This is a genomic window from Pseudomonas sp. FW300-N2A2 (genome assembly GCF_017351735.1).
Lineage (GTDB): Bacteria > Pseudomonadota > Gammaproteobacteria > Pseudomonadales > Pseudomonadaceae > Aquipseudomonas > Aquipseudomonas migulae.
Genome location: NZ_JACNDU010000030.1, coordinates 18,542 through 40,706, shown reverse-complemented (window position 1 = coordinate 40,706; position 22,165 = coordinate 18,542). Strand labels below are relative to the sequence as shown.

Below are 22,165 nucleotides of genomic sequence, written 5' to 3'. Positions count from 1 at the left end.
GCCCCTGTACTTGATTACCCGCGTTTGGGCAATTTCCAGTTGGGTCGGATGAAGTGGCAGGTATAACCGTCGGGAAGCCGTTCGAGGTAATCCTGGTGTTCCGGTTCCGCTTCCCAGAACGGGCCGGCCGGGGTGATTTCGGTGACCACCTTGCCGGGCCAAAGGCCGGAAGCTTCGACGTCGGCCACGGTGTCTTCGGCAACCTCTTTCTGCTCATCACTGAGGTAGAACAACGCAGATCGGTAGCTCGCGCCGACATCGTTGCCTTGGCGATTCTGAGTCGTCGGGTCATGAATCTGGAAAAAAAACTCGAGAATCTGGCGATAGCTGATTTGTTGCGGATCGAACACGATCTCGATGGCTTCCGCGTGATTGCCGTGGTTGCGATAAGTCGCGTTCGGCACATCGCCTCCCGAGTAACCCACCCGTGTGGACAGCACGCCGGGGTAACGTCGCAGCAAATCCTGCATACCCCAGAAGCAACCACCGGCCAGGATGGCGGTTTCGGTTTGCGTCGTCATGAACGGTCATTCTCCTCAATGAAAGTGGCGCGTTATTGATTACGGATCGGACTGTTGAACGAGTCGGAGCGACTGCCGCACGGGTGTCGACGCAATGATCATAAACCTTAACCGTTACGCCGTAAGCTCGACGTAGCTCGACTCCCCACCACCCGTCGCGCCCGACAACCAACCCCAAACGAAGGCCAGAGTGGTACGCCCTGCGTGATCAACGCCCACAGTGCCACGAGACCAGCCGGCAAGCATCTCGCCATCCGCCGTCAAACACTGAAAAAGCAGCTCAATCGTATCGGGGCCTGTCACACGCCCGACTTGATGACCGATGCGTATCCGTCCGCCCTCATAAGTGCTCGAAATGGCATTCCCCTCAACGTGGTAGTGAAACACGGTGCCTGCACCGGACAGCCCTTGAGCGTTATTCGCGACGGTAAATCGGCGATTGTTCAAACGCTCGCTGATCTGAGAAAAAGGGGTTTCCATGAGTGTCGCGTCCTTTGGTTGAGAGGTTCCGTTTTTAGGCTTTGATGATCCTAACTCATTCTTTTCCGAGTGATGAAGACGCAGGGTTGGCGATCTCTGATGCTGTGGCTTCAATCCAAAAACAAAAAAGCCCTGCCCCGACTAATTGGGGCAGAGCTTCTGTTGGCGCATCACGTTATATCAACGCCCTCGCCTACTCCTGCGGGTCAACCTGATCCAGCACCCGATTCACCGTCAATTCTGCTAACGCAATCATTTGCTGAATGCCCAGTGCCAAATTGCATTTGGGGCCTTCGAGTATGAACGCCAGCTCACTGGCCATAACGCTTGCAGAAGCGAGTGTTTCGCAGGCGTGAACCAGCAGGGTTTCAGTGCTTGCGGTGGGGACGACGGCGAAGATCGGGTTTGCCCGGCGCTCGGCCTCGGCGGGTTTGCGGGGTGGGGATTCAGAAGTTTCGGAGGGGTTAACGTTTTCGTCGAGCATTTGGAACTCCAATGAACTGGGCTCCTATGAGAAAAACGGGCTACCACACCCGGTCGCTGTATTGGCAGCGGCAGAGGGAGGTTAGTAAGGTTGCTTCCTAGGTGCAAGCCTATTAGGTTGTAGGAAATTTCGATGTAGTTTGGCGACGAATCTGTGGGGGTTGCTTTTGATCGAAGCAAATTTTCTGTGAGCGCGAAGAAATACATCTGTCCCCTTTTCCTCTGTTTGGTCATACGAAGCTTGAAAGCACCGTCAGATACCTGGGAATCGAAGTCGATGATGCCCTAGAAATGGCGGAACAGACGGAAGTCTGATCATCGTTAGTGACAGTCGACGCTAGACCGTCGCTATTCGACCCATAGCTGCCCTTCGTAATCGGCTGCTGGCGGCCAAAAGCTGCCGTTTCCGCCTTCCGCCTTCCGCCTTCCGGCCAGAATCCGTCGTTCGCGCGTAGCTGGGGATTGGATTTGTTCACTCTTAGCGCTGCTGGGAATTTGATGAAAACCCTGCCGGAGATATCGTAATAGTTGCAATTACAAATCTCCGACATCGAAAACCCTTAAATCAACTTACAAGTTTATTAATTAGACATTACGCCACGTCTTGTTTTAATAACTTGAATTCATTACCCTCTACACTATGCGTTATAGTTGTTCCTTCGACAGCATAAACCTTGATACCTATCTCTCTTCCTGATTGTGAATCAAGATCAGTAAAAAACACTGCTTCAAAGCCTTGCAAAACACTTTGAAACACTGGTGGCCTCACCACATTCCCGAGCAGATCAAAATCATCACCGCAGCGCTCGTTAATTTTTAGATAGGAGGCAAGCCCCCCGTCATTCATTGATTGCAGAGTTTTTTCTGATATTTTTAAAGCATTCACTGCAAGAATTTCTTTACCAAACGGCTGGCTCACAACCAGGTTATTTCGCAATATTCCACTATAAATATTGATAAGTCTTTCATCGTGCTCAGACAAATCTATACTTAAAACTCTAAGCTCGCTGTCGATTGCCGCGGCAACTGTCTTCGCCCTGTCTATTAACTGCACAACATGAGCAAAAAAATCATAAAACGGGAATAGGTCGTGCGTAGTATTTTCTCCAAACGACAATATATGCCCGCCAAGATTAAACTCAATAACTATCTTTGATTGTACGTCACGCTTAAGAAAGCTAACTGCCTTTAAAAGCTTTGGCAGATACTCAATATTTGAAAATCTTGAACCAATCCACTTCTGAGGATTAAAGTTATAATCAATATTTACTTGAAGGTTTTTTGAGTTGTAAGTGTATTTTTGACTAAGCAACCCATTAAGACACTCTCCTAATATGAAAAGATTATCGCCCGCCGTATGAAGATAGGAGTCAAACGAAGCTAATTCAAATTCTGCATCATGCTGGATCGACTTTAGATACAGAGTAGACGGCACAGCAGTCTTTTGCGGTTCCAAAACCAGCAAACCATCATTTTTCTTCTGGTTAAGCATTTCGAATAAAGCAGAGCCAACAAACTCAAACTCGTTAGTTTTTAGCTGAATATCTTCTCCCGTTTCTAGAAAATTTTTCCATTTCTGATTGGCTTCACGGGCTATGCCTTCATCTTTAAATCTAATTTCTATTTTCGCACTTTCTCCTGGTTTGACACTGATTTCATTATGTAGATGAGTCCCTCTAACCGTGGTCTTGATCTCGAAGCGAGGATCGAGCTGACTGAGGTAGTTTTCATACCCACGGACAAAACCAGGGAGTGGCGCTCTGCTAAAGTCCCCCATGCCTGTGTAGGCGAGCTGGGTAGCGCTTGCAACAGCTTCAACCAGCTTTTGTTGTAGCTCATCAGGGCCGATGGAGGTCTTACCTATCAACTCCATAGCACGCTTCTCAGCTTCGAATTTCCATTTTTTGAGCAGTTCAACAGGAAATCGAACTTCATCTGTATCAATGAGCTTCGAGCAGGATTGACATAGCCAGATTCCGTTAGCCGCTGCACTACGCTCGTCCGCTGTCATATCCGCGTTATAGCGGCGTGCGCCGGGGCCGGGAGCGGCAGCGGCAATGTGAGCAGCTACGCCTATGCTGGAATGGCCGTTTCTTTTTTCCAATGACGGTCCGAAGGTGTAAGCCCTGCATTGAGGATTAGAACATATGCCACCACAGGTTTCACGAAGTTGATTTTTAACCGACTGCAGGAAATCATCTCTTACCTTTTCCTCCTCCTTTTTTTTAGCTTTTTTGGGTTTGGCAGTTTTGGTTACATTTCCTTTAATCATAATTGGCTCTTTTCTAATCTCTGAAGTGGTGACCTTTAAGCATCGATAGGACTCTCAAGAGACACTTAACCTTTTGTTTTCTTGCGCCATTTGATAAATTTTATACATCCTCTCCGTTTTTTCATCGCCACACTCGAAGACGGATAATAAATTCACGAAAAATTTAATTCAGTGCGTGCGGCAAAAACAATGCCATTACACCACCAACCGTCTAAGTGCCTAAATCGTTTCCCGCAATAGCTTGATATACCAACTCACAACTTCTCTATTTTCCTTCTTAATCTGATGCTCGTAATCAATCAATGCCTTTCCAGCCTTAAGACTTCGCCTTAGCTCCTCATCAGCTTCACCTGGAGTTAGGCCCTTTCGACTTTCTTCCGCCTCACTTAGAAGCTTGTCTCTGTGTGCATAATCCATTTGATCAGAAAGCTGATATTTATTTTTCTCCATCAGTGAATTTGCCTGCTTGCTCCACAAATCCAAATTATATCGATCAATTTGCAATTTATCTCCCGAAGAGTCTTTAGAAGTCGCCAGCTGAATATTTGATATGGCAGACCTTATATTCTCATAAGGATCACACCCTACTTTTTTTATTTTCTCATATTCTCGACTATCAGGACGCCGCCATCGACTCAGAGCCTTATCACATTTTTCGCTGAGGGGTGCAACAAGGGTATACCACTCTAACGCCTGGATGAATTTTAGTTTCTGAGATTGGATTAGTTGGTTGCTCGCAGAAATAGCCAGTAGTTTTTCTTTAGTTAAAGTTGAATTAAGGTGAAGCAACTGCGTATTCTTCTTGTCTATTTCTTCTTTTAAAATATCCAATCGAGATCTGTCATCAGTTAGCTTCGCGGTCAGCGCCATTATTTCTTTTCGAGCAGATTCAATTTCTTGAACTTGCGTTGAATAACTTGCCCTTAGGAACTCCACGCGCTCCTCGGCAGCCATTTGATCAATTTGAATTTTGGCCAGTTGCTCGCTTGCCAACTCTTTCTGATACAAGGGAATTACCGAATACCAAATAGTAAAAATCGCAATAATTACTAAGGCTATTTGGCTAACTGAAGTTACTCGCTGCAATATTAAGTCAATTTTACTCATTTCTTAAACTAATACTCCTAACCATGTCGTTCACTCACATCCTCTAAAACGCAGGCAAAATCAGAAAAGCTTTCTAGAGCCTTGGTTCAGCCACCAAAACATCGCTCCACAGCCTGTCTAGATCAACGTCTTCACTGGCGGGCTGTTTGTTACTTGGCAGACGGTCCACCTGGATGACCATTGGCAGCTCAAAAGCTGTGCCGGTAACCACGCAGCATCCTTGTGAAAGTGCTGGGATAAGACTGCGTGACAACGGATCCAGCGTCGAGATCGTATTGTCGATCAAGTACAAGTCGCGCTCATTCACCAAACGGTGAATGAAGAAATTGTGTAATTGCGAAACGATGGTGGACGATATGTCTGCCGGGCGCTGGCTAGCTATGGTAATGAACATCCCGAACTTGCGTCCCTCCTTAATGATTTCCTCGAACTGCTCAAGCCGATAGTCCTTCCAGGTTTCGCTTTCTCTAGAAGATTGCTCGGACAAGATGTTGTGCGCTTCGTCGATGATGAGATGAACGGTGCGATCAGGAGGATTGGCGACAGTGGCCTTGTGATTATTGTAATAGTGCTTGGCGAAAAGCAGCGGCAGAACCTTCTTGACCTCATTATTGCAGCGGCGCATGGAGATGACCGTGAGCAGGCGCTCATGTGGAATATCATCCGCAATCGACAAAACCTTACGCAGGCTAGCAAGCGAAGACTCAACACGCTTCAGAAGTGGCTGAATATGCTCGAACTGCACGTATCCGGCGTTCAGGTCGGATATCAACTGCAGGTTTACGCGCAGAACCAGCTCGTCGAATTCATCGAGACGTTCGACGTTCAACGTGTCGATGATTGGTGCGATATGTTGCTCGTAATTCCTGCCATCGGGGTCGATCCATACCCCGCGGCACGCAAAACGAGCTCCATTGCGGAACCAAGTAACGTCCGCCAGCAGATCTTGCACCTGTTGATTTCCCATGCGCCTCGCCACTGCTCGCATCAAGTCCAAGGTCGCAGTTTTGACCTCCCCGGCGCAAAACGACCTCTGAAACATCAACTTTGCGTAGGTCGCTAAGGATCCTCGATTTCCCCCAAAGCGCTGCTTACCTGTAATGACGCGGTTGAGGAAAGGCTTTTGCGTGTTCGGCGTCGCCTGAAAAAGTAGCGACATCGTCTCTAGCTCCCAAAACTCGTTAGGCGCCAGCGGGAAGCGGGAACTTGGATCCTCTAAATCAGGGTTGGTCAACGTGGTCAACTGGTAGACGGTCTTATGATCTGCCGCCGTGAGCTGCTCGCCGCCGTACTCACCATTAAAATCTAGGATGATGAAGCGGCTCTTGCCGGTGATGAGAGGCAATTTTTGATCGAAGAGAACGGTGTATAGCTGCGCCAGCGTATTAGATTTGCCGCTGCCGGTGTTACCGAAGATGCCGATGTGGCTATTGAATAGCCGATTCCATGGCAGCCCGACCGCAATCTCCTCCTTCAGCATGGATCCGATTCTGAAATCGCCGTCTGCTTTGCGGTCGAAGATGGATCTAATTTTCTCCTCGGGTAGCAGGTAGGCTGCATCCTGGATCATTGGCAGATACTTGATGCCCTGAGTGAAGCCAGAGTGGTCGAAATATCCAATCGGCCTAGCTTCGACCTTCCGAACAAACGTCTGGCGGCCGTCATGCATCTCAGAGCGGCTCTCGTCCAGGAACTCGCCCTCAACCATGCAGATGATGTCGCGGAAGCCACGCTGGATTGACAGATACTCGCGGATTGAGACCCCCTTGTATTTCTGGCCCTCATAGAACAAGGTTTCCTTGCTCGACTGCTCATCGATCTTCAAAACCAATTTCGTGCCATGGACGGCGATGACCTCGCCGACACGAATGCTCATACCAGATCCCCAAAGTCTGCATCGGCCACAGGCGGAGCTGTTGGAGTTGCAGGTGCATTCGGTACAAGGGCCACAGCTTCTGGCCATGCCAGTACCTGCTCATTGAATGCAGTGAAGTCCATTACCCCTTCCTGCAACATCAGGCACTTCACGTTGCGGTGTCCCTTGAACTTTTCTTCCATCGCCGCATGCCCTGACTTGCTGTAGCAGCAGACAAACACTTGCAGACCTGGATTGGAAAGAGAGCGCATCACGAGGTTGAAGATGTGCTCATCGGCAAACGAAAATCCGAAGGTGATCAGCACAGCGTTGGGCTTCTCTAGCTCGTAGCTGAGCAGCCGCAGCATCTGGTAGTAATGCTCCTCGTAGACCGTCTCATGAAACTTCCACTTGGTCGGGTTGACGATGGGAATCCGCTCATACTCCGACCAGAACGCCCTCAGCGCAGCATCAGAAAACTCTATGTATGGGACGTCGGCAAGTGTTGAGGCTGGGTCATTAAGCGCTGACGAGAATGGCCGCAACAATGCCATCGCCTCGCGATCTAGCAGGCCTTCACGGCGAGACAGATCGTAGCCAACCTGAATTGTGGAGCCCAGCTTGCTCCAGTAGACCGACCCATGCAGATGGACCAGGTTGATCTGAGGGATACTGGTCTGAAAGCGGCCGAAGACGCCGGACTGGCAAAGGTACGACCCGAAGTTTCGGGCTTGTAGGATACGCCGCGTGAATCCCCGGGCGCCGTCATTCAGTACGAAGTCGATGTTGCCCTCCTTGATAAGCGCGTCAGCCACAAGCGGGAAACAGCCGTCATAGTTCGTTGTGAATACATTGCAGCGACGGTCCAGCGCTTTGCGGCGCTTCACCATTTCGAGTGCCGTCGTTAGGAAAGTGCGGTAGTTCTTGATAACTGTGGCGCCTGGCTCTTCGGCTACTTGTTCCAAGCTGAGTTGCTCGGCAGGACGTATGCAACTGGCGTAGTAATGCATAAACAGCGGGATCAGACGTGGATCTTGCTCGCGCTCAAACTTGGTGGCCAGGTCTTCTAGTGTGTAGCGACAGTCGCCCTCACCAGTCTGAACTTGCAATTGGAGAGTCGGGAGCAAGCCGTACGATGCACCCGATCCGAAGAGGAAATTGATGTCTTGATTGTAGATGTCGCCGATAGAAATCACTGGCCGTCCTCCCTGGCTGCGCAGATATAGGAGTGAATAATACTAAGAGACAATACATGTCACTGTGGGCGGAGTGCTACCACGCGAGATCGTGAATGACTTCTCGGAGGCAACGGATACGAAATCATCCCTCACCAGCGACAGCTATTGGCCGATTGCTGCCTTTCGCGAAGGGCAGTGAATGGGCTCACTCAGCTCTGCTTCGAAGCCCAATGGGGGCTCCTCCGCCCTTCACGACAAAGCAGCAATCAATCTTTCAACAAGCTATCCGCAATTGTCCCCGAAAAAACTGCCTCTACCGGCCCAATCAGAAACACCGCCCCCACGCCATCCCATTGAACCGTAACACTCCCGCCATCACATTCAACCTCAACAGTATCGTCCAACAACCCCCGACGAATCCCGTTAACCGCAGCACCACAAGAGCACGAACCTGAACCCAGCGGAATCCCGCCCCAGCGTTCCCAAATGCGCAGTCGAATATGCTTGCGGTCAATGACCTGAACGAAGTGCACATTCGTCCTGAGCGGAAACAGCGGGTGGGTTTCAAGGGTCGGTCCGATGGCCGCGATATCAATCGCCGTCAGGTCATCCACAAAATAGGTGCAGTGCGGATTGCCCATGCTGCACGCACTCGGGCCGCCATCAAGGGGCAGAACCAACGTATCCATTTCATGAGCCAAAGGAACATCCGACCAGCCAAACAACGGCGGCCCCATGCTGACGGAAATGTTGCCGTTGGAGGTTCGTTGGCAAGTGAGCAGCCCCCGGTTGGTGCGGAGCGTTATCGACGTCGAATTCGATTCGCGCATCAGTCTGTCCGCAGCACCCCGCGTTGCGCTGCCACACACATCCAGCGTGGAGCCATCGGTATTCCAGAACATCAACCGCGCATCGGCGTCTTCGCAATCGAGCACCACCGCGAGTTGATTGAAGCCGATGCCGCGGTGGCGATCCCCCATTTGCCGCGCCAGGGCGCTTGTCACTGGATTGGCCGAGTTTCGCGCGTCCACGACCACGAAGTCGTCGCCATTGGCGTGCATCTTATGGAAACTCAGCGGCATAGACAGATCCCTGTGGTGAATGGCCGTTTGCAGGCGATCTAGCCCCATTCGCAGTGCTTTTGCAAGTTGTGTGAGGGTAAGCGAAAGCTACCCGCCAGCCCCGAATTCCAGACACAAAAAAGCCCACTGACCGTCACCGGTTCAGTGGGCTTTTTGACTGGGCGTCTGGTTACAGAGCCATATCAGTTGCAGCGTTAGCCTTCGGCGCTTTTGGCGCTTCCGCCGGGGCAGCTGCCGGGGCCGCTACTTGACCGATCGCCGGTGGCGGGGTCAGTTGCAGGACCTTGGCGGTGTAAGCCCACTCTTGTGCAACCTTCTCAGGACTGCCATTCAGCTGAGTGCCGTAGCTCGGCACGATCTGGTGCAGTTTTTCCTGCCAGGCTGGCGAAGCGACCTTGTCCTTGAACACTTTCTGCAGCACGGTCAGCATGATCGGCGCAGCGGTCGAGGCACCTGGCGATGCGCCCAGCAGGCCGGCGATGGTGCCGTCAGCGGAAGCAACGATTTCGGTGCCCAGTTTCAGCACGCCACCGGCGGCTTCATCACGCTTGATGATTTGCACGCGCTGGCCGGCTTGCCACAGGCGCCAGTCTTCAGCCTTGGCGTTCGGGAAGTATTCTTTCAGGGCGTTGAGGCGGTCTTCGTCAGACAGCATCAGCTGACCGGCAAGGTACTCGACCAGCGGGTATTCCTTGATGCCGACCTTGGTCATCGGCCACACGTTGTGCGTGGTGGTGGTGGTCAGCAGGTCCAGGTACGAGCCTTCTTTAAGGAACTTGGTGCTGAAGGTCGCGAATGGGCCAAACAGGATCACGCGCTTGCCGTCCAGGACACGGGTGTCCAGGTGCGGAACCGACATCGGCGGTGCGCCAACGGAAGCTTTGCCGTAGGCCTTGGCCAGGTGTTGCTCGGCGATGGTCGGGTTTTCGGTGACGAGGAACGAACCGCCGACCGGGAAGCCTGCGTATTCCTTGGCTTCAGGAATGCCGGACTTCTGCAGCAGGTGCAGGGCACCGCCGCCCGCGCCGATGAACACGAACTTGGCGTCGGTTTCGGACTTGCTGCCGTCTTTCAGGTTTTTGTAGCTGACGCGCCAGGTGCCGTCTTCGTTCTTGGTGATGTCTTGCACTTCGCTAGACAGTTTCAAGTCGAATTTCGGGGTGGTTTGCAGGTGCGCAACGAACTGGCGGGTGATCTCGCCGAAGTTCACGTCGGTGCCGATCGGGGACCAGGTGGCCGCGATTTTCTGGTTCGGGTCGCGCCCTTCCATCATCAGCGGAACCCACTTGGCGATTTGCGCCGGGTCTTCCGAGTACTGCATGCCGGCGAACAGCGGGCTCGCTTGCAGGGCTTCGTAGCGCTTTTTCAGGAACTTGATGTTGTCATCGCCCCACACGAAGCTCATGTGCGGTGTGGAGTTGATGAACGAACGCGGGTTTTTCAGCACGCCTTGCTGAACCTGCCAGGCCCAGAACTGACGGGAGATCTGGAACGCTTCGTTGATTTCAACGGCTTTCGGGATCGAGACATTGCCCTTGTCGTCTTCCGGGGTGTAGTTCAACTCGGCCAGGGCGGAGTGACCGGTACCGGCGTTGTTCCAGCCGTTGGAGCTTTCCAGGGCGACGCCGTCGAGGCGCTCGATCATTTCCATCGAGGTGCCAGGTTCCAGCTCATTGAGCCATACACCGAGGGTCGCGCTCATGATGCCGCCGCCGATCAGCAGCACATCGACTTTCTTTGCCTCTTCCGCGTGAGCGGACGTGATCCCCATCGACAAAGCCAGCCCCAGCAGGGCCGTGTTCATTTTCTTAAACATCTTGTAGCACCTTTGATAAAACGTCATCCGCCCTTCCATCCTCACGACGAAACCCTTGTTTCACACGGCATTCAGGCAAATGTCGTGGGGGCTCGCACATGAGATCCGGAGGGTGGGCACACAAGGCCGACGTGATCCATCGACCTCAGTTTATATGTCCCTACTGAACTGACTTTTTATCTTTATTGGCTTCAGCTACTTGAGCGACAGTGATTCTGTTGGCGCGTCTCGAGGACACGCAAACTGAATAGGTCAAACCAAGTTGAGGTGAAGAATATCACGCCGGAGCAAACCCGCGCGTCTGTTCCCGACCTGATAGTCCGAACACGCGCGCCGGGGCCACTATACTCAACCTGTTTTTTCGATGAACCGGTGAGGAGCAGTCATGAGCGATAAAAACGATCTGCGCAAATATTCCTCTCAAGTGGTCGATGGCGTGGAGCGTGCGCCCGGTCGCTCGATGCTGCGTGCCGTGGGTTTCACCGACGAGGACTTCAAGAAACCGCAGATCGGCATCGCCTCGACCTGGGCGATGGTCACGCCGTGCAACATGCACATCGACAAACTGGCGGTCGAGGCCGAGAAAGGCGCGAATGCTGCCGGGGCCAAGGGCGTTATTTTCAACACCATCACCATTTCCGACGGCATCGCCAACGGTACGGAAGGCATGAAGTATTCGCTGGTGTCACGCGAGGTGATTGCCGATTCCATCGAGGTCGTGGCCGGTTGCGAAGGCTTCGACGGCCTGGTGACCGTGGGCGGTTGCGACAAGAACATGCCGGGCTGCCTGATCGGCATGGCACGGTTGAACCGCCCTTCCATCTTCGTCTATGGCGGGACGATTCGGCCCGGTGCCGGCCACACCGACATCATTTCTGTGTTCGAAGCCGTGGGCCAGAATGCGCGTGGCGACATCAACGAAATCCAGGTCAAGCAGATCGAGGAAGTGGCGATTCCCGGCCCCGGTTCCTGCGGCGGAATGTACACGGCCAACACCATGGCCTCGGCCATTGAAGCGCTGGGCATGAGCCTGCCCGGTTCCAGCTCTCAGGACGCTGTCGGCAGCGACAAGGCCTCGGACAGTTTCCGCGCCGGCCAGCAGGTCATGGAGTTGTTGAAGCTGGACCTCAAACCGCGGGACATCATGACCCGCAAAGCCTTTGAAAATGCGATCCGCGTGGTGATCGCCCTCGCCGGCTCCACCAATGCGGTGCTGCATCTGTTGGCCATGGCGCACGCGGTGGATGTCGAGTTGACGCTGGATGATTTCGTCGAGTTGGGCAAAGTCTCGCCAGTGGTGGCCGACCTGCGCCCCAGCGGCAAATACATGATGAGCGAACTGGTCGCCATCGGCGGCATTCAACCGCTGATGAAGCGCATGCTCGCGGCCGGCATGCTGCATGGCGATGCGATGACGGTGACCGGCAAGACCCTCGCGGAAAACCTCGAAAACGTGGCGGATTATCCGGAAGGCCAGGACGTGATTCTGCCCTTCGACCAGCCGGTGAAAAAGGACTCGCACCTGGTGGTGCTGCGCGGCAACCTCTCGCCCACTGGCGCGGTGGCAAAGATCACGGGCAAGGAAGGTTTGCGCTTTGAAGGTACGGCGCGGGTCTACCACGGCGAAGAAGGTGCGCTGGCCGGGATTCTCAATGGCGAAGTGAAAGCGGGTGACGTGATCGTGATTCGCTACGAAGGGCCCAAGGGCGGCCCGGGCATGCGCGAAATGCTCTCGCCGACGTCGGCGGTCATGGGCAAGGGGTTGGGCAAGGATGTTGCGCTGATTACCGATGGCCGTTTTTCCGGTGGTTCACACGGCTTTGTGGTGGGTCATATCACGCCGGAAGCGTTTGATGGCGGGCCGATTGCGTTGATCGAAGATGGCGACAAAATCACCATCGATGCCGAAACCCGGCAGATCACGGTCGGCGTTTCCGATGCCGAACTGGCCGAGCGCAAAACCCGTTGGGTGCGGCCGGAATCCCGGTACAAACGCGGGGTGTTGGCGAAGTATGCGAAGACGGTGTCCAGTGCCTCCGAGGGTGCCGTCACCGACAAATACCTTTAATGCTTTGATTCTGTATCGTTTGAGCGATTGCCATCGCGAGCAGGCTCGCTCCCACAGTTGATCTTCGCGTTGACGCAATCAATGTGGGAGCGAGCCTGCTCGCGATGGGGGCCGGTCTGGCAACATCAATGTTGAATGGATATCACAGCCGAAACCGATCCACCGACTGCGACAATTTCCCCGCCAGCGCTGACAGCACATCCGCGCGTAACGCGTCATGCATCATGTCGGCTTCGAGGTGATTGCGCAGCGCGGTCATGCTGACCTCGTTGTCATTCACTGCGGTCGCCATTTGCGAATTTCCCAGGTAACTGACCAGGCTCATGATCAAGGCCGTGAGCAGGCCGGTGCCGATCAGCAAGAGCAATCGTAATTTTATCGACACGCTGTGGGTCTCCTGTCAGTGGGTGCGGCCATTCGCGCATGGCTTCTGAACAGGTTTTCGACTGCGTCACAGCGCAATTGAAGGGCTATTTGCGTTCGTGCGGTTTTTACGACATGCGGTAATTCCCCCTGGCCATGTTCGTTTTTTCCTCAGCGCATGCTAGGTTGTACGACGACTGACGAATGATCTTCATGTTCATCACTCGATCACCCACAACAACAAGGAAACACCCATGAAAAAAGCGAAATTGGTGGTTGGATTTCTGTGCCTGTTCAGTGGCTATGTCGCGGCCGCCCCGTCCGCCGCTGAAAAAGACGTGGCCCAGGCTGTCGACCACCTGACCCAGGCCATGCTGAAAAAGAACATCTCCGAACTGAACGCTCTGACCGCCGAAAACCTGACCTATGGGCATTCCAGCGGGAAAATCCAGAACAAGCAGGAATACATCGCCGACATCGAAACCGGCCGGAGCGCCTTCAAGACCCTCGAAATGCAAAACCAGACCATCACCCTCTCCGGTGACGTGGCGTTGGTTCGCAACCATTTCTCGGCACAGGCGCTGAAAGGCACTGAAGTGATTCCGACCGAAATCGAGAACTTCCAGATCTGGCAGAAACAGAAAGGCCACTGGCTGCTGGTCGGGCGTCAGGCGTTCAAGTTCTGATTTCCGTGTAACCGCTGTAGGAGCGGGCTTGCTCGCAAGGATTTATGAGCGACGCGTTTGTTCAGGAAATACGCGTAATCGTTGACGTCCATCGCGAGCGGGCTCGCTCCTACAGGGGTCCGTAAACGACCGTTGATCCGCGATTTTGGCGTGCAACCAATAAAAACATATTTTTATGCTTAAATTGATATTGTCGAACAATCCCACTTCCCGAGGGTGCCGTCATGAATATCAAGATCCTGGCTCTAATGCTGTTGGCGTTCTGTGCTCAACCGGTCTGGAGTCAGACGCCGCCCGCCTCAACGGCTGCGCCTGACAGCGTTGCATTGACCACGCGCCTGGCCTTGCGCGACCTGTGGGTCGAACATGTGTTCTGGATCAGAAATTACGCCATCGCCAATCAGGCTGCCGACAAGCAGCAAGCCAAAGTCGCCGCAGATCAGGTGGTCGACAACGCAACCAAAATCGCCAATAGCATCGCCCCGCTCTACGGTCAGCCTGCTGCCGATCAGTTGCTCAAATTGCTGGCCGGCCACTGGGGCGCGGTGAAGCACTACAGCGATGCAACGGTCGCCAAAGACGGCAAAGGCAAGCAAGCCGCAGTCGCGGACCTGACCAGCAATGCCAAGGCGATTGCCGCGTTCCTGGCCAAAGCCAACCCCAACTTGCCTGAAGCCACGCTGGTTGCCATGCTCGGTGCTCACGGGGGTCATCATGTCGCGCAGATCGATGAACTCGCCGCACACGATTACGCGGGCGAAGCGCGGACCTGGCACATGATGCGCGGCCATATCCTGGCGCTGGCCGACGCGCTGACGGCGGCACTGGTCAAGCAGTTCCCGGACAAGTTCTGACGTCGGGCGAGGACACACCATGCTGGAAGGACTGGGCCGGACACAGCAAGACCTGCTCAATGCGCTGCTGCACCACGCGAGCGGCATGAGCATTGACGAGTTGGCCGAACAACTGGCCGTCACGCGCACTGCGATTCGCCAGCATCTGGCGGCGCTTGAGCGTGACGGCCTGGTGTTGCGGGGCGAAACCCGGCCGACTGGCCGGCGTCCAGAGCAACTGTACCGGCTCACCGACCATGCCAAGGAGCAGTTTCCTCGCCAGTATCAGATGCTGGCGAGTGTGCTGATCGATGAAGTGGCCGGCATCATCGGTCCCGAAGCGCTGGCCACGCTGATGCGCAGCATGGGCCGAAAACTGGCGCTGGATCGTGAATCGCAGGTGGTCGACGAAGCCAGGATCGTGCAACACATGAACCAGGCGGGATACCAGTCGGAGGTGTTCTTTCGCTCCAGCGGTGATCTGGAAATCGTCGCACACAACTGCGTTTTTCACCGACTCGCAGAGGCCCATCCGGTGGTCTGTGAACTGGACCTGGCCTTGATCGGCACGCTGGGCGGCGCAGAAGTCGACCACACGGAATGCATGGTGCGCGGCGGTAACGTCTGCCGGTTCAAGCTTCGACCAACCGCAGAAACGGCCACCGGGCCCGATAACGTGCGGCCTTCTGAGCAAACAGATCCGGTTGATGATTGAGCCGTCTTCGACATCGCCCGGATCGTAAGACGCGTACACCTCACCGCCTCCCTACCAAGGTCGAGGCAGCGTTGGCCGAATGGCATCCGGCGAAGTCAGAGATTGCAGTGGCGATCCTCTCAAAGGTAGTATTGAGAACGATTCACACTAACATCTGGAAAGCCAACCGGTGCAAGTTCCTCCGACCAGCAAGCTGGGCTTCTTTTTCAGCGACCATCATCGCTGGCTGCTGCAGCATATCCAGCGGCGCCTGCGCAATCACGCGGACGCTGAGGACACCGCCGCCGATACGTTTTGCCAGATGCTGGTGGCCCGGGTAGACCCCGACAGCATCGAACAACCTCGCGCGTACCTGTCGACCATTGCCCGACGACTGATCTTTGACCGTCATCGCCGACGCAAGCTGGAACTGGCCTACCTCGAACGCCTGTCCACGCTGCCCGAGGCGTTTGCCCCCTCCCCTGAAGAACAGTTGCAACTGATCGAAGCCCTGGTCGCGATCGACCGGGCGCTCGACGGCTTGCCACTGGTCGTCAAAGCCACGTTCCTCTACAGCCAGCTGGACGGTCTGAGCTACGTGGCGATTGCTCACAAAATGGGGCTTTCGGAACGCACGGTCAGCCGCTACATGAAACAGGCGTTGCGTCAGTGCTACCTGAGCGAGTCGGCGCCATGAGCACGCCGCGCCTTGACCCGGTCAGCGAGCAGGCCATCGACTGGATGGTGAGCCTTCGTGCCGGCAAGCCCGATGCCGCACTGCAAGAGCGGTTCAACGCATGGCTGGCGATGGACCCCGCACATGCCCGGGCCTGGGCCACCTTGCAGGAACGCCTTGGCGGTTCCTTCAACACGATTCGTGCCCTGGATCGGCGTCTGCCCGGTCAGGCCAACGAAGCGCGGCAACTGCTGTTGCAGCCCCACGGTTCACGCCGCGATGCGCTCCGCGTGATCGCGGGCCTGGGCCTGCTGGGCGGCGGCGCGTGGCTCGGCATTCGCAGCCCGCTGGGTGACTCGCTGCTGGCGGATCTGCACACCGGCCGTGGCCAGCGTCAGGATTTCACGCTGGCCGACGGCAGCCGCCTGAGTCTGAACGCGAGCAGCGCGGTGGACCTGCGCTTCGATGACAAGCAAAGGCTGGTGATTCTGCGCCACGGCGAGCTGGTGATTCAGGTGGCGGCCGACCCCCTGCGGCCGCTGCGGGTGCGCACCGCTCAAGGTGAAATACGGGCGCTGGGCACCCGTTTCCTGGTGGCTCAGGAACAAGATGCGACTCGCGTTGTGGTGCTGCAACACTCCATCGAAGCCCGTCTGTTCGACGGCACGACACTCGACCTGCAGGAAGGTCAATCGGCCTTGCTGTATGCAGGGAAAATTGTCCCGGTGGCCGGCGATCAGCGTCATCGCGCCGATTGGCTCAGCGGGCGATTGAACGTGCTGGACGATCCTCTGGAACACGTCGTCGATGCGCTACGCCCGTACAGCCGGGGGTTTGTCCGCGTGGCTCCCGAGGTTCGCGGCTTGCGCGTCCAGGGCGTATTCCCGTTGAACGATCCGGATCGGGTGTTCACGGCCCTGGCGGAAACCCTGCCGATTCGCGTGGATCGCTACAGCCCATGGTTGACGCTGATACGTGCAAAAGAGTCGCGCTGATATTTTTTTTGAAAATAACTCTCATTCGTGTCCGGTTTTCATTTCTCGTCCCACCTATCTCCTGACACTTCCACATTTTCAGGAGAACGCTGTGTTCAACCCGTGGCCCCATGCCCTTTCCGCCGCTGTCGCCCTGGCAACTCTGGCGAGCCCTGCCCTGTCGCAGGCGCAAGACCTGATGTTCAACCTGCCGGCCGGCCCACTCGCCAGCACGCTGAATGCCATCGCCAGCCAGAGCGGCCATATCGTTTCATTGGAGCCTTCGCTGGTGCAGGGCAAACAAGCCCCGGCAGTGGTCGGCCAGATGCCTGCGGAACAGGCAATGCAAAAGGCGCTGGCGGGCAGCGGCCTGCAATTGCGAGTGACCGGGCAAGGTAACTTCAGCGTCGAGCCAGCCCCGGACAACAGCGCGGCGTTGCAGCTGGGCGTGACCAACATCGTCGAACGCAGCACCGACGCCACCACCGAAGGCTCAGGCTCCTACGCTGCGCGGGCGGTGACCATCGGCAAGGGCACTCACACCCTCAAGGAAATCCCGCAGTCGGTCACGGTGATGACCCGCAAGCAAATGGACGATCAGGACATCGTCGATCTCAAGGACGCGGCCAACAAGACCACCGGCCTGGTCGGTGCTCAAGGCGTCGGCAGAGGCCTGATCCTGAGCTCGCGTGGTTTCCAGATCGATGACTGGCAGTACGACGGCGTGCCGATTCCGCGCAACTATTACTCGCTGGGCAACTGGGCCACGCAGGACCTGATCTTCTTCGATCGCATGGAAGTGCTGCGTGGCGCGTCCGGCCTGCTGCAAGGCACCGGCAGCCCTGGCGGCGCGGTCAACCTGGTGCGCAAACGCGGCCAGGCCGCACCGATAGTGACCCTCACCGGCAAGGCCGGCTCATGGGACCACTACGGTCTGCAACTGGACGCCGGCGGGCCGCTGAACCAGGCCGGCACCGTGCGCGGGCGCTTCATTGCCGACCAGGACGACAGCCACTCGTTCGTCGATTCCGAATGGTACAAGACCACCTCGCTGTACGGCGCGCTGGACTTCGACCTACGTGAAGACACCACCCTGGGCCTGGCAGTCAGCCAGTCCGACGGCGAATCGCGCTCGAACGTGCGCGGCTTCCCCCGCTACGCCGGCGGTAAGCCCATCGACCTGCCGCGCAGCACGTACACCGGGGCGAAGTGGAACCATTCGGACATCGATGTCACCACGCTCTACACCGACTTGGAACACCGTTTCAACGACGATTGGGCCTTCAAGGTCGGCGCCGTGCGCATGACTGAAACCAATAAAGCGAAAAACCAACGGGTGCAATCCAGTGGCAACGGCATCAATGCCGATGGCAGCGGCGTGCAGTACGCCGACTTCGTGACGGACATGGACTCCACCAAAGTTGCTCTGGACATGAACCTCAACGGCAAATTCGAAGCCTTGTCCATGCAGCAGGAAATCATGGTGGGCGGCAACTATTCCAAATACACGTCGGACGACAAATTCGCCCGAACCTTCAATAACAGTGCCGACACCATCTTCGACATTGATCACAACCGTCCCGAAATCAGCTACGACGGTTTGCTCAATAGCCCCGGTGGCCGTGGGACACCAAGCAAGTATGACATCCGCCAAAAAGGCCTCTACGGCAGCTGGCGGGTCAAGCCGATTGATCCGCTGACCCTGGTGCTCGGCTCACGGGTCAGTTGGTACGACTACAGCTATCAAGCGTGGCGCCAGGACGCGACCAGCATTACCGCCGATCCTGAAAGCACCAGCAACGAAAACGGTGAAGTCACCCCCTTCGCCGGTATCGTCTATGACTTGAGCCGCGAATGGGCGATCTATACCAGCTACACCAACGTGTTCACACCGCAAACCGAACGCACTACAAGCGGCTCGGTAGTCAAACCGATCATCGGTACGAACTACGAGTTGGGTCTCAAGGGCGAGCTGATGGAGGGCCGGGTCAATACGTCCCTGGCGTTGTTCCGTTACGACCAGGAAAACCGCGCCACGCTCGATATGGACGGTGGGCAAAACTGCGACGGTTGGTACTGCTCGAAGGCATCCGGCAAAGTACGCAGCCAGGGTCTCGACGCCGAAATCAGCGGCGAAGTGCTGGACGGTCTGCAACTGTTTGCCGGTTATACCTACAACACCACCAAGTACCTCAAGGACCCGGACAACGAAGGCAAAGTCTTCAGCTGGTGGACGCCGAAACACATGCTGCGCGTCTGGGGCAACTACCAGTTGGGTGGCGACTGGAGCCGTGTGAGTACCGGCCTGGGCTTCACGACCCAAAGCCATACGCTGGGTTACGACCACGTCGTCAACGTACCGGGTTACACCGTCTGGAATGCCCGTGTCGGCTACCAGCTCTCCTCGGAGATCGAGCTGGCGATGAACGCCAACAACCTGTTCGACAAGACTTACTACACGGCGGCCTACAACCAGATCAATGGCAACAACAACTACGGTGAACCACGCAACGTGATGTTCAGCGTGAAATACACGCCGGAGTTCTAACACCACCGATCGACCATCAACGCCCTCCTTCCGGCTGCTGTCGCAGGGAGGGCCGTTTCAGGGTCATTCAATTTCCAAGGGTATCGCAAACGTTCTTTTATTATTCTGCATCGCGACAAACGTCTTGAACTGCTTGATGTTTCCGAAGAAAAACAACTCCCTGGTTAATTGTTCGTACTCACTCATGTCTCGTACATTCAACACCAGTAAAAAGTCAAAATCCCCCGTCACATAATAAACCTGCTGAACTTGCGGACAACTCACAAAGCGCCGCTTTATCTCATCCAGCAAATCAAGTCTTTCATTCTCTAGTTTAACTTCGACGATAACGGTAATCGGTCGGCCGACCGCTGCCGGGTCGACAATGCTCACGTTATATCTGATCACTCCCGCCGCTTCGAGGGCGGCGATTCTTCTATTGACTGCCGAGGGAGACAGGTTCACGCCCTCAGCCAGTTCCCGCTGGGAAATCCGGTTGTTTTCCTGAAGGAAGTTGAGAATTTTGCGGTCATAGGCATCTAGCTGCATAGGGGAAACTCCTTCACCTGGGGCCCAGCCATTACAGCAGAAAAGGCACCTGGACGCTCATTCGTTGCGCACAAGCCCTTGTACCAACGCACTTGGACTGACCACCGCGCAACAAAATGCTGAAAACGCAACGATGGTGCGTTTGACGCCGCGATTTTCGAGCAATCGTGCGCCCCCTGAGCATTAGCATCGTTTTATCCCACCTGCTTGTCAGGCAAGGGCTGCGCTCCACCCGCCGAAAACAATAAAAACGGAGAATGCATGACTAACGCCATCTCACCCCCAATCGCAGCTTTTAGTTTGGTACTGCCCCACCACTTAACCGATGGGAGTTTCACGATGAACAGTGCTCAAGAAAGTCGAGTTGACCGCCGTATCATTTCAAAGGCCGGTCGTTTTCTTATCGTTGGCGCAGCCAGTATTATCTTCAGCCTCGGTATTACCGGCGCAGCGAGTGCAGCCAGCCTGGCAGAGATAAACACTCGCGGCACACTTAACGTTGCAACCGAAGACAGTTATTACCCTTTCGAATTTATAAAGGACGGCGAGTCCGAAGGTTTCCATAAGGACGTTATCGCGGAGCTGCGCAAGTACGCTCAATTCAAAGTGAATCAGGACATCATGCCCTGGACCGGCCTGCTGGCGGGTATCACCTCCGGGAAGTACGACGCCGCCATCACCGGCGCCGGTGTTACGGAGGAACGCCTGGGCGCCTTTGACTTCGTGGCACCGGTCGCCCCTGAGGTCTCGCATTACATCAAGCGCGCAAACGATGACCGCATCAAAAGCGTCTCGGACCTTTCCGGGTTGATCGTCGGCGTGCAGGCCGGTGGTGCGCAACTGGCCCGATTGACGCAGCTGGATGCAAAGCTCAAAGCCTCCGGCGGTTCCATTGGCAAGATCGTGCAGTACCAATCCTACCCGGAGGCGTATGCCGACCTGGCGAACCACCGGCTCGACTACGTTGTGAACTCGATCGTGCCCGCCAACATGCTGGTGAAGGAACGTCCACAGGTGTTCGCCGTTGGCGAGGCCACTTCAAGCATGGGCTACATCGCCTGGCCAGTGGCCAAGGGCAACAAGGAGCTCCTCGATTACCTGAGTGGTTTTGTGAACCACTTGCGTGACACCGGCAAGCTCGCCGAACTACAGAAAAAATGGCTCGGACAGTCGTTCGATGACCTGCCTCGCGAGCCAATTACCTCTGCGCCACAGTTCACTCAACTGACCGCGAAATAACCTGAGAGCCGCCATCGTTGGCGCAAGAAGTGTCAGCGATGGTCAGGTCGGTAGATCGTTCTTTTGACCCGGCAGGTAGCCGACGGCCAAAAGACTTGTTCGAAGGATGTTTTCAATGCAAAGCAGTGACTGGATCACGCTTGTGTACGCGGCCTGGACGACCATTTGGGTGTCCGGCATTTCTATCGTGCTCGGCATCATTCTGGGGCTTGTCGTTGCCATGTTGCGGGCGGCAAAAATCCCGGTCTTGAGCCAGGCCCTCGCGGTCTATGTCAGTTTGATCAGGGCGACACCGATGGTCACGCTGGTGCTGTTTCTGTTTGTGATTGCGCCTTCCATCGGCTGGGAAGTCGACGCCCGGGTGGTGGCCATTGCGGCCATGACCCTCAACACCACGGCGTTCAACGCCGAGATCTGGCGCAGCGCCCTGACCAGTTTCTCGCGCGAACAACTGGAAGCGGCAAAAGCCGCCGGCATGACCACGGGGCTGACACTTCGCCGCATCATGCTCCCGCAGATGTTGACCACCAGCCTTCCCGGGCTTGTGAACGAAATGTCCCTGTTGGTCAAAAGCAGTCCCGCGATCGCCATGATCGGCATTGTGGACCTGACGCGCGTGACGAATCGGATCGCTGCCGTCACTTACGATCCGCTTCCTCCCATCCTCGCGGCGGGCCTGCTTTACATCGTGATCATCGGTGGACTTGTCCGCTTCCAGAGAATTGCAGACTCGCGCGCCAAGCGCCTGGCCATGTAGGGGCT

The 22,165-nt window shown here is 55.5% G+C and carries 19 protein-coding genes and 2 pseudogenes; 10 read left to right on the top strand and 11 right to left on the bottom strand.

Annotated elements, in window-relative coordinates:
• Positions 1–14: 14 nt before the first annotated feature.
• The 3 genes from msrA to J4E42_RS25000 all read right to left on the bottom strand — a co-directional run bounded on the left by msrA (position 15) and on the right by J4E42_RS25000 (position 1,485).
• Positions 15–521 (bottom strand): peptide-methionine (S)-S-oxide reductase MsrA, encoded by a 507-nt coding sequence (gene msrA, locus J4E42_RS25010; protein WP_008042771.1) that lies wholly within the window; start codon positions 519–521, stop codon positions 15–17.
• 114 nt (positions 522–635) lie between these two features.
• On the bottom strand, positions 636–1,001 hold the full coding sequence (locus J4E42_RS25005) for a hypothetical protein (protein ID WP_207286412.1): 366 nt from the start codon (positions 999–1,001) through the stop codon (positions 636–638).
• 193 nt (positions 1,002–1,194) lie between these two features.
• Positions 1,195–1,485: a DUF6124 family protein gene (locus J4E42_RS25000; protein ID WP_207286411.1), complete on the bottom strand. Its 291-nt coding sequence runs from the start codon at positions 1,483–1,485 to the stop codon at positions 1,195–1,197.
• 221 nt (positions 1,486–1,706) lie between these two features.
• Here J4E42_RS25000 and J4E42_RS24995 point away from each other — a divergent pair.
• Positions 1,707–1,799: pseudogene (locus tag J4E42_RS24995) on the top strand (integrase); the annotation flags it as partial.
• Between the two features lie 277 nt (positions 1,800–2,076).
• On the opposite strand, the gene J4E42_RS24990 reads toward J4E42_RS24995, so the two are convergent.
• From J4E42_RS24990 to mqo, 6 genes are all read right to left on the bottom strand, one after another.
• A complete protein-coding gene (locus J4E42_RS24990; protein WP_207286410.1) occupies positions 2,077–3,756 on the bottom strand; it encodes a hypothetical protein in 1,680 nt (559 codons plus the stop codon).
• A gap of 219 nt (positions 3,757–3,975) precedes the next feature.
• Positions 3,976–4,863 (bottom strand): hypothetical protein, encoded by an 888-nt coding sequence (locus J4E42_RS24985; protein ID WP_207286409.1) that lies wholly within the window; start codon positions 4,861–4,863, stop codon positions 3,976–3,978.
• A gap of 73 nt (positions 4,864–4,936) precedes the next feature.
• Positions 4,937–6,739, bottom strand: coding sequence for an ATP-binding protein (locus J4E42_RS24980; RefSeq protein ID WP_207286408.1), 1,803 nt, complete (start codon positions 6,737–6,739; stop codon positions 4,937–4,939).
• A complete protein-coding gene (locus J4E42_RS24975; protein ID WP_207286407.1) occupies positions 6,736–7,914 on the bottom strand; it encodes an SIR2 family protein in 1,179 nt (392 codons plus the stop codon). The genes J4E42_RS24980 and J4E42_RS24975 overlap by 4 nt, the downstream gene beginning before the upstream one ends.
• Positions 7,915–8,162: 248 nt before the next feature.
• Positions 8,163–8,978 carry a diaminopimelate epimerase gene (gene dapF / locus J4E42_RS24970; RefSeq protein ID WP_207286406.1) on the bottom strand — a complete coding sequence of 272 codons (816 nt, stop codon included), beginning with the start codon at positions 8,976–8,978 and terminating at the stop codon, positions 8,163–8,165.
• A 169-nt stretch (positions 8,979–9,147) separates the two neighbouring features.
• On the bottom strand, positions 9,148–10,794 hold the full coding sequence (gene mqo, locus J4E42_RS24965; protein ID WP_207286405.1) for a malate dehydrogenase (quinone): 1,647 nt from the start codon (positions 10,792–10,794) through the stop codon (positions 9,148–9,150).
• A 385-nt stretch (positions 10,795–11,179) separates the two neighbouring features.
• Between mqo and ilvD the strand changes: the two genes are divergently transcribed.
• Positions 11,180–12,862 carry a dihydroxy-acid dehydratase gene (gene ilvD, locus J4E42_RS24960; RefSeq protein ID WP_008042755.1) on the top strand — a complete coding sequence of 561 codons (1,683 nt, stop codon included), beginning with the start codon at positions 11,180–11,182 and terminating at the stop codon, positions 12,860–12,862.
• Positions 12,863–13,025: 163 nt separating this feature from the next.
• Here the strand turns inward: ilvD and J4E42_RS24955 are convergent.
• Positions 13,026–13,247: pseudogene (locus tag J4E42_RS24955) on the bottom strand (hypothetical protein); the annotation flags it as partial.
• A 232-nt stretch (positions 13,248–13,479) separates the two neighbouring features.
• Here J4E42_RS24955 and J4E42_RS24950 point away from each other — a divergent pair.
• From J4E42_RS24950 to J4E42_RS24925, 6 genes are all read left to right on the top strand, one after another.
• Positions 13,480–13,911, top strand: coding sequence for a nuclear transport factor 2 family protein (locus tag J4E42_RS24950; protein WP_207286403.1), 432 nt, complete (start codon positions 13,480–13,482; stop codon positions 13,909–13,911).
• A gap of 224 nt (positions 13,912–14,135) precedes the next feature.
• Positions 14,136–14,765: a hypothetical protein gene (locus J4E42_RS24945; protein WP_207286402.1), complete on the top strand. Its 630-nt coding sequence runs from the start codon at positions 14,136–14,138 to the stop codon at positions 14,763–14,765.
• A 19-nt stretch (positions 14,766–14,784) separates the two neighbouring features.
• A complete protein-coding gene (locus tag J4E42_RS24940) occupies positions 14,785–15,459 on the top strand; it encodes a metalloregulator ArsR/SmtB family transcription factor (RefSeq protein ID WP_207286401.1) in 675 nt (224 codons plus the stop codon).
• Between the two features lie 169 nt (positions 15,460–15,628).
• Positions 15,629–16,135 carry a sigma-70 family RNA polymerase sigma factor gene (locus tag J4E42_RS24935; RefSeq protein WP_207286400.1) on the top strand — a complete coding sequence of 169 codons (507 nt, stop codon included), beginning with the start codon at positions 15,629–15,631 and terminating at the stop codon, positions 16,133–16,135.
• Entirely contained in the window at positions 16,132–17,109 is a 978-nt protein-coding gene (locus J4E42_RS24930) for a FecR domain-containing protein (RefSeq protein ID WP_207286399.1), read from the top strand. Before J4E42_RS24935 ends, J4E42_RS24930 begins: the two co-directional genes overlap by 4 nt.
• A 91-nt stretch (positions 17,110–17,200) precedes the next feature.
• On the top strand, positions 17,201–19,636 hold the full coding sequence (locus J4E42_RS24925; protein ID WP_207286398.1) for a TonB-dependent receptor: 2,436 nt from the start codon (positions 17,201–17,203) through the stop codon (positions 19,634–19,636).
• 63 nt (positions 19,637–19,699) lie between these two features.
• On the opposite strand, the gene J4E42_RS24920 is transcribed toward J4E42_RS24925, so the two are convergent.
• Positions 19,700–20,164 carry an Lrp/AsnC family transcriptional regulator gene (locus J4E42_RS24920; RefSeq protein ID WP_008032416.1) on the bottom strand — a complete coding sequence of 155 codons (465 nt, stop codon included), beginning with the start codon at positions 20,162–20,164 and terminating at the stop codon, positions 19,700–19,702.
• 261 nt (positions 20,165–20,425) lie between these two features.
• Between J4E42_RS24920 and J4E42_RS24915 the strand changes: the two genes are divergently transcribed.
• Together J4E42_RS24915 and J4E42_RS24910 are read left to right on the top strand one after the other, a co-directional pair.
• Positions 20,426–21,403 (top strand): transporter substrate-binding domain-containing protein, encoded by a 978-nt coding sequence (locus tag J4E42_RS24915; RefSeq protein ID WP_259331713.1) that lies wholly within the window; start codon positions 20,426–20,428, stop codon positions 21,401–21,403.
• Positions 21,404–21,518: 115 nt separating this feature from the next.
• Positions 21,519–22,160: an amino acid ABC transporter permease gene (locus J4E42_RS24910; RefSeq protein ID WP_207286397.1), complete on the top strand. Its 642-nt coding sequence runs from the start codon at positions 21,519–21,521 to the stop codon at positions 22,158–22,160.
• Positions 22,161–22,165 lie beyond the last annotated feature (5 nt).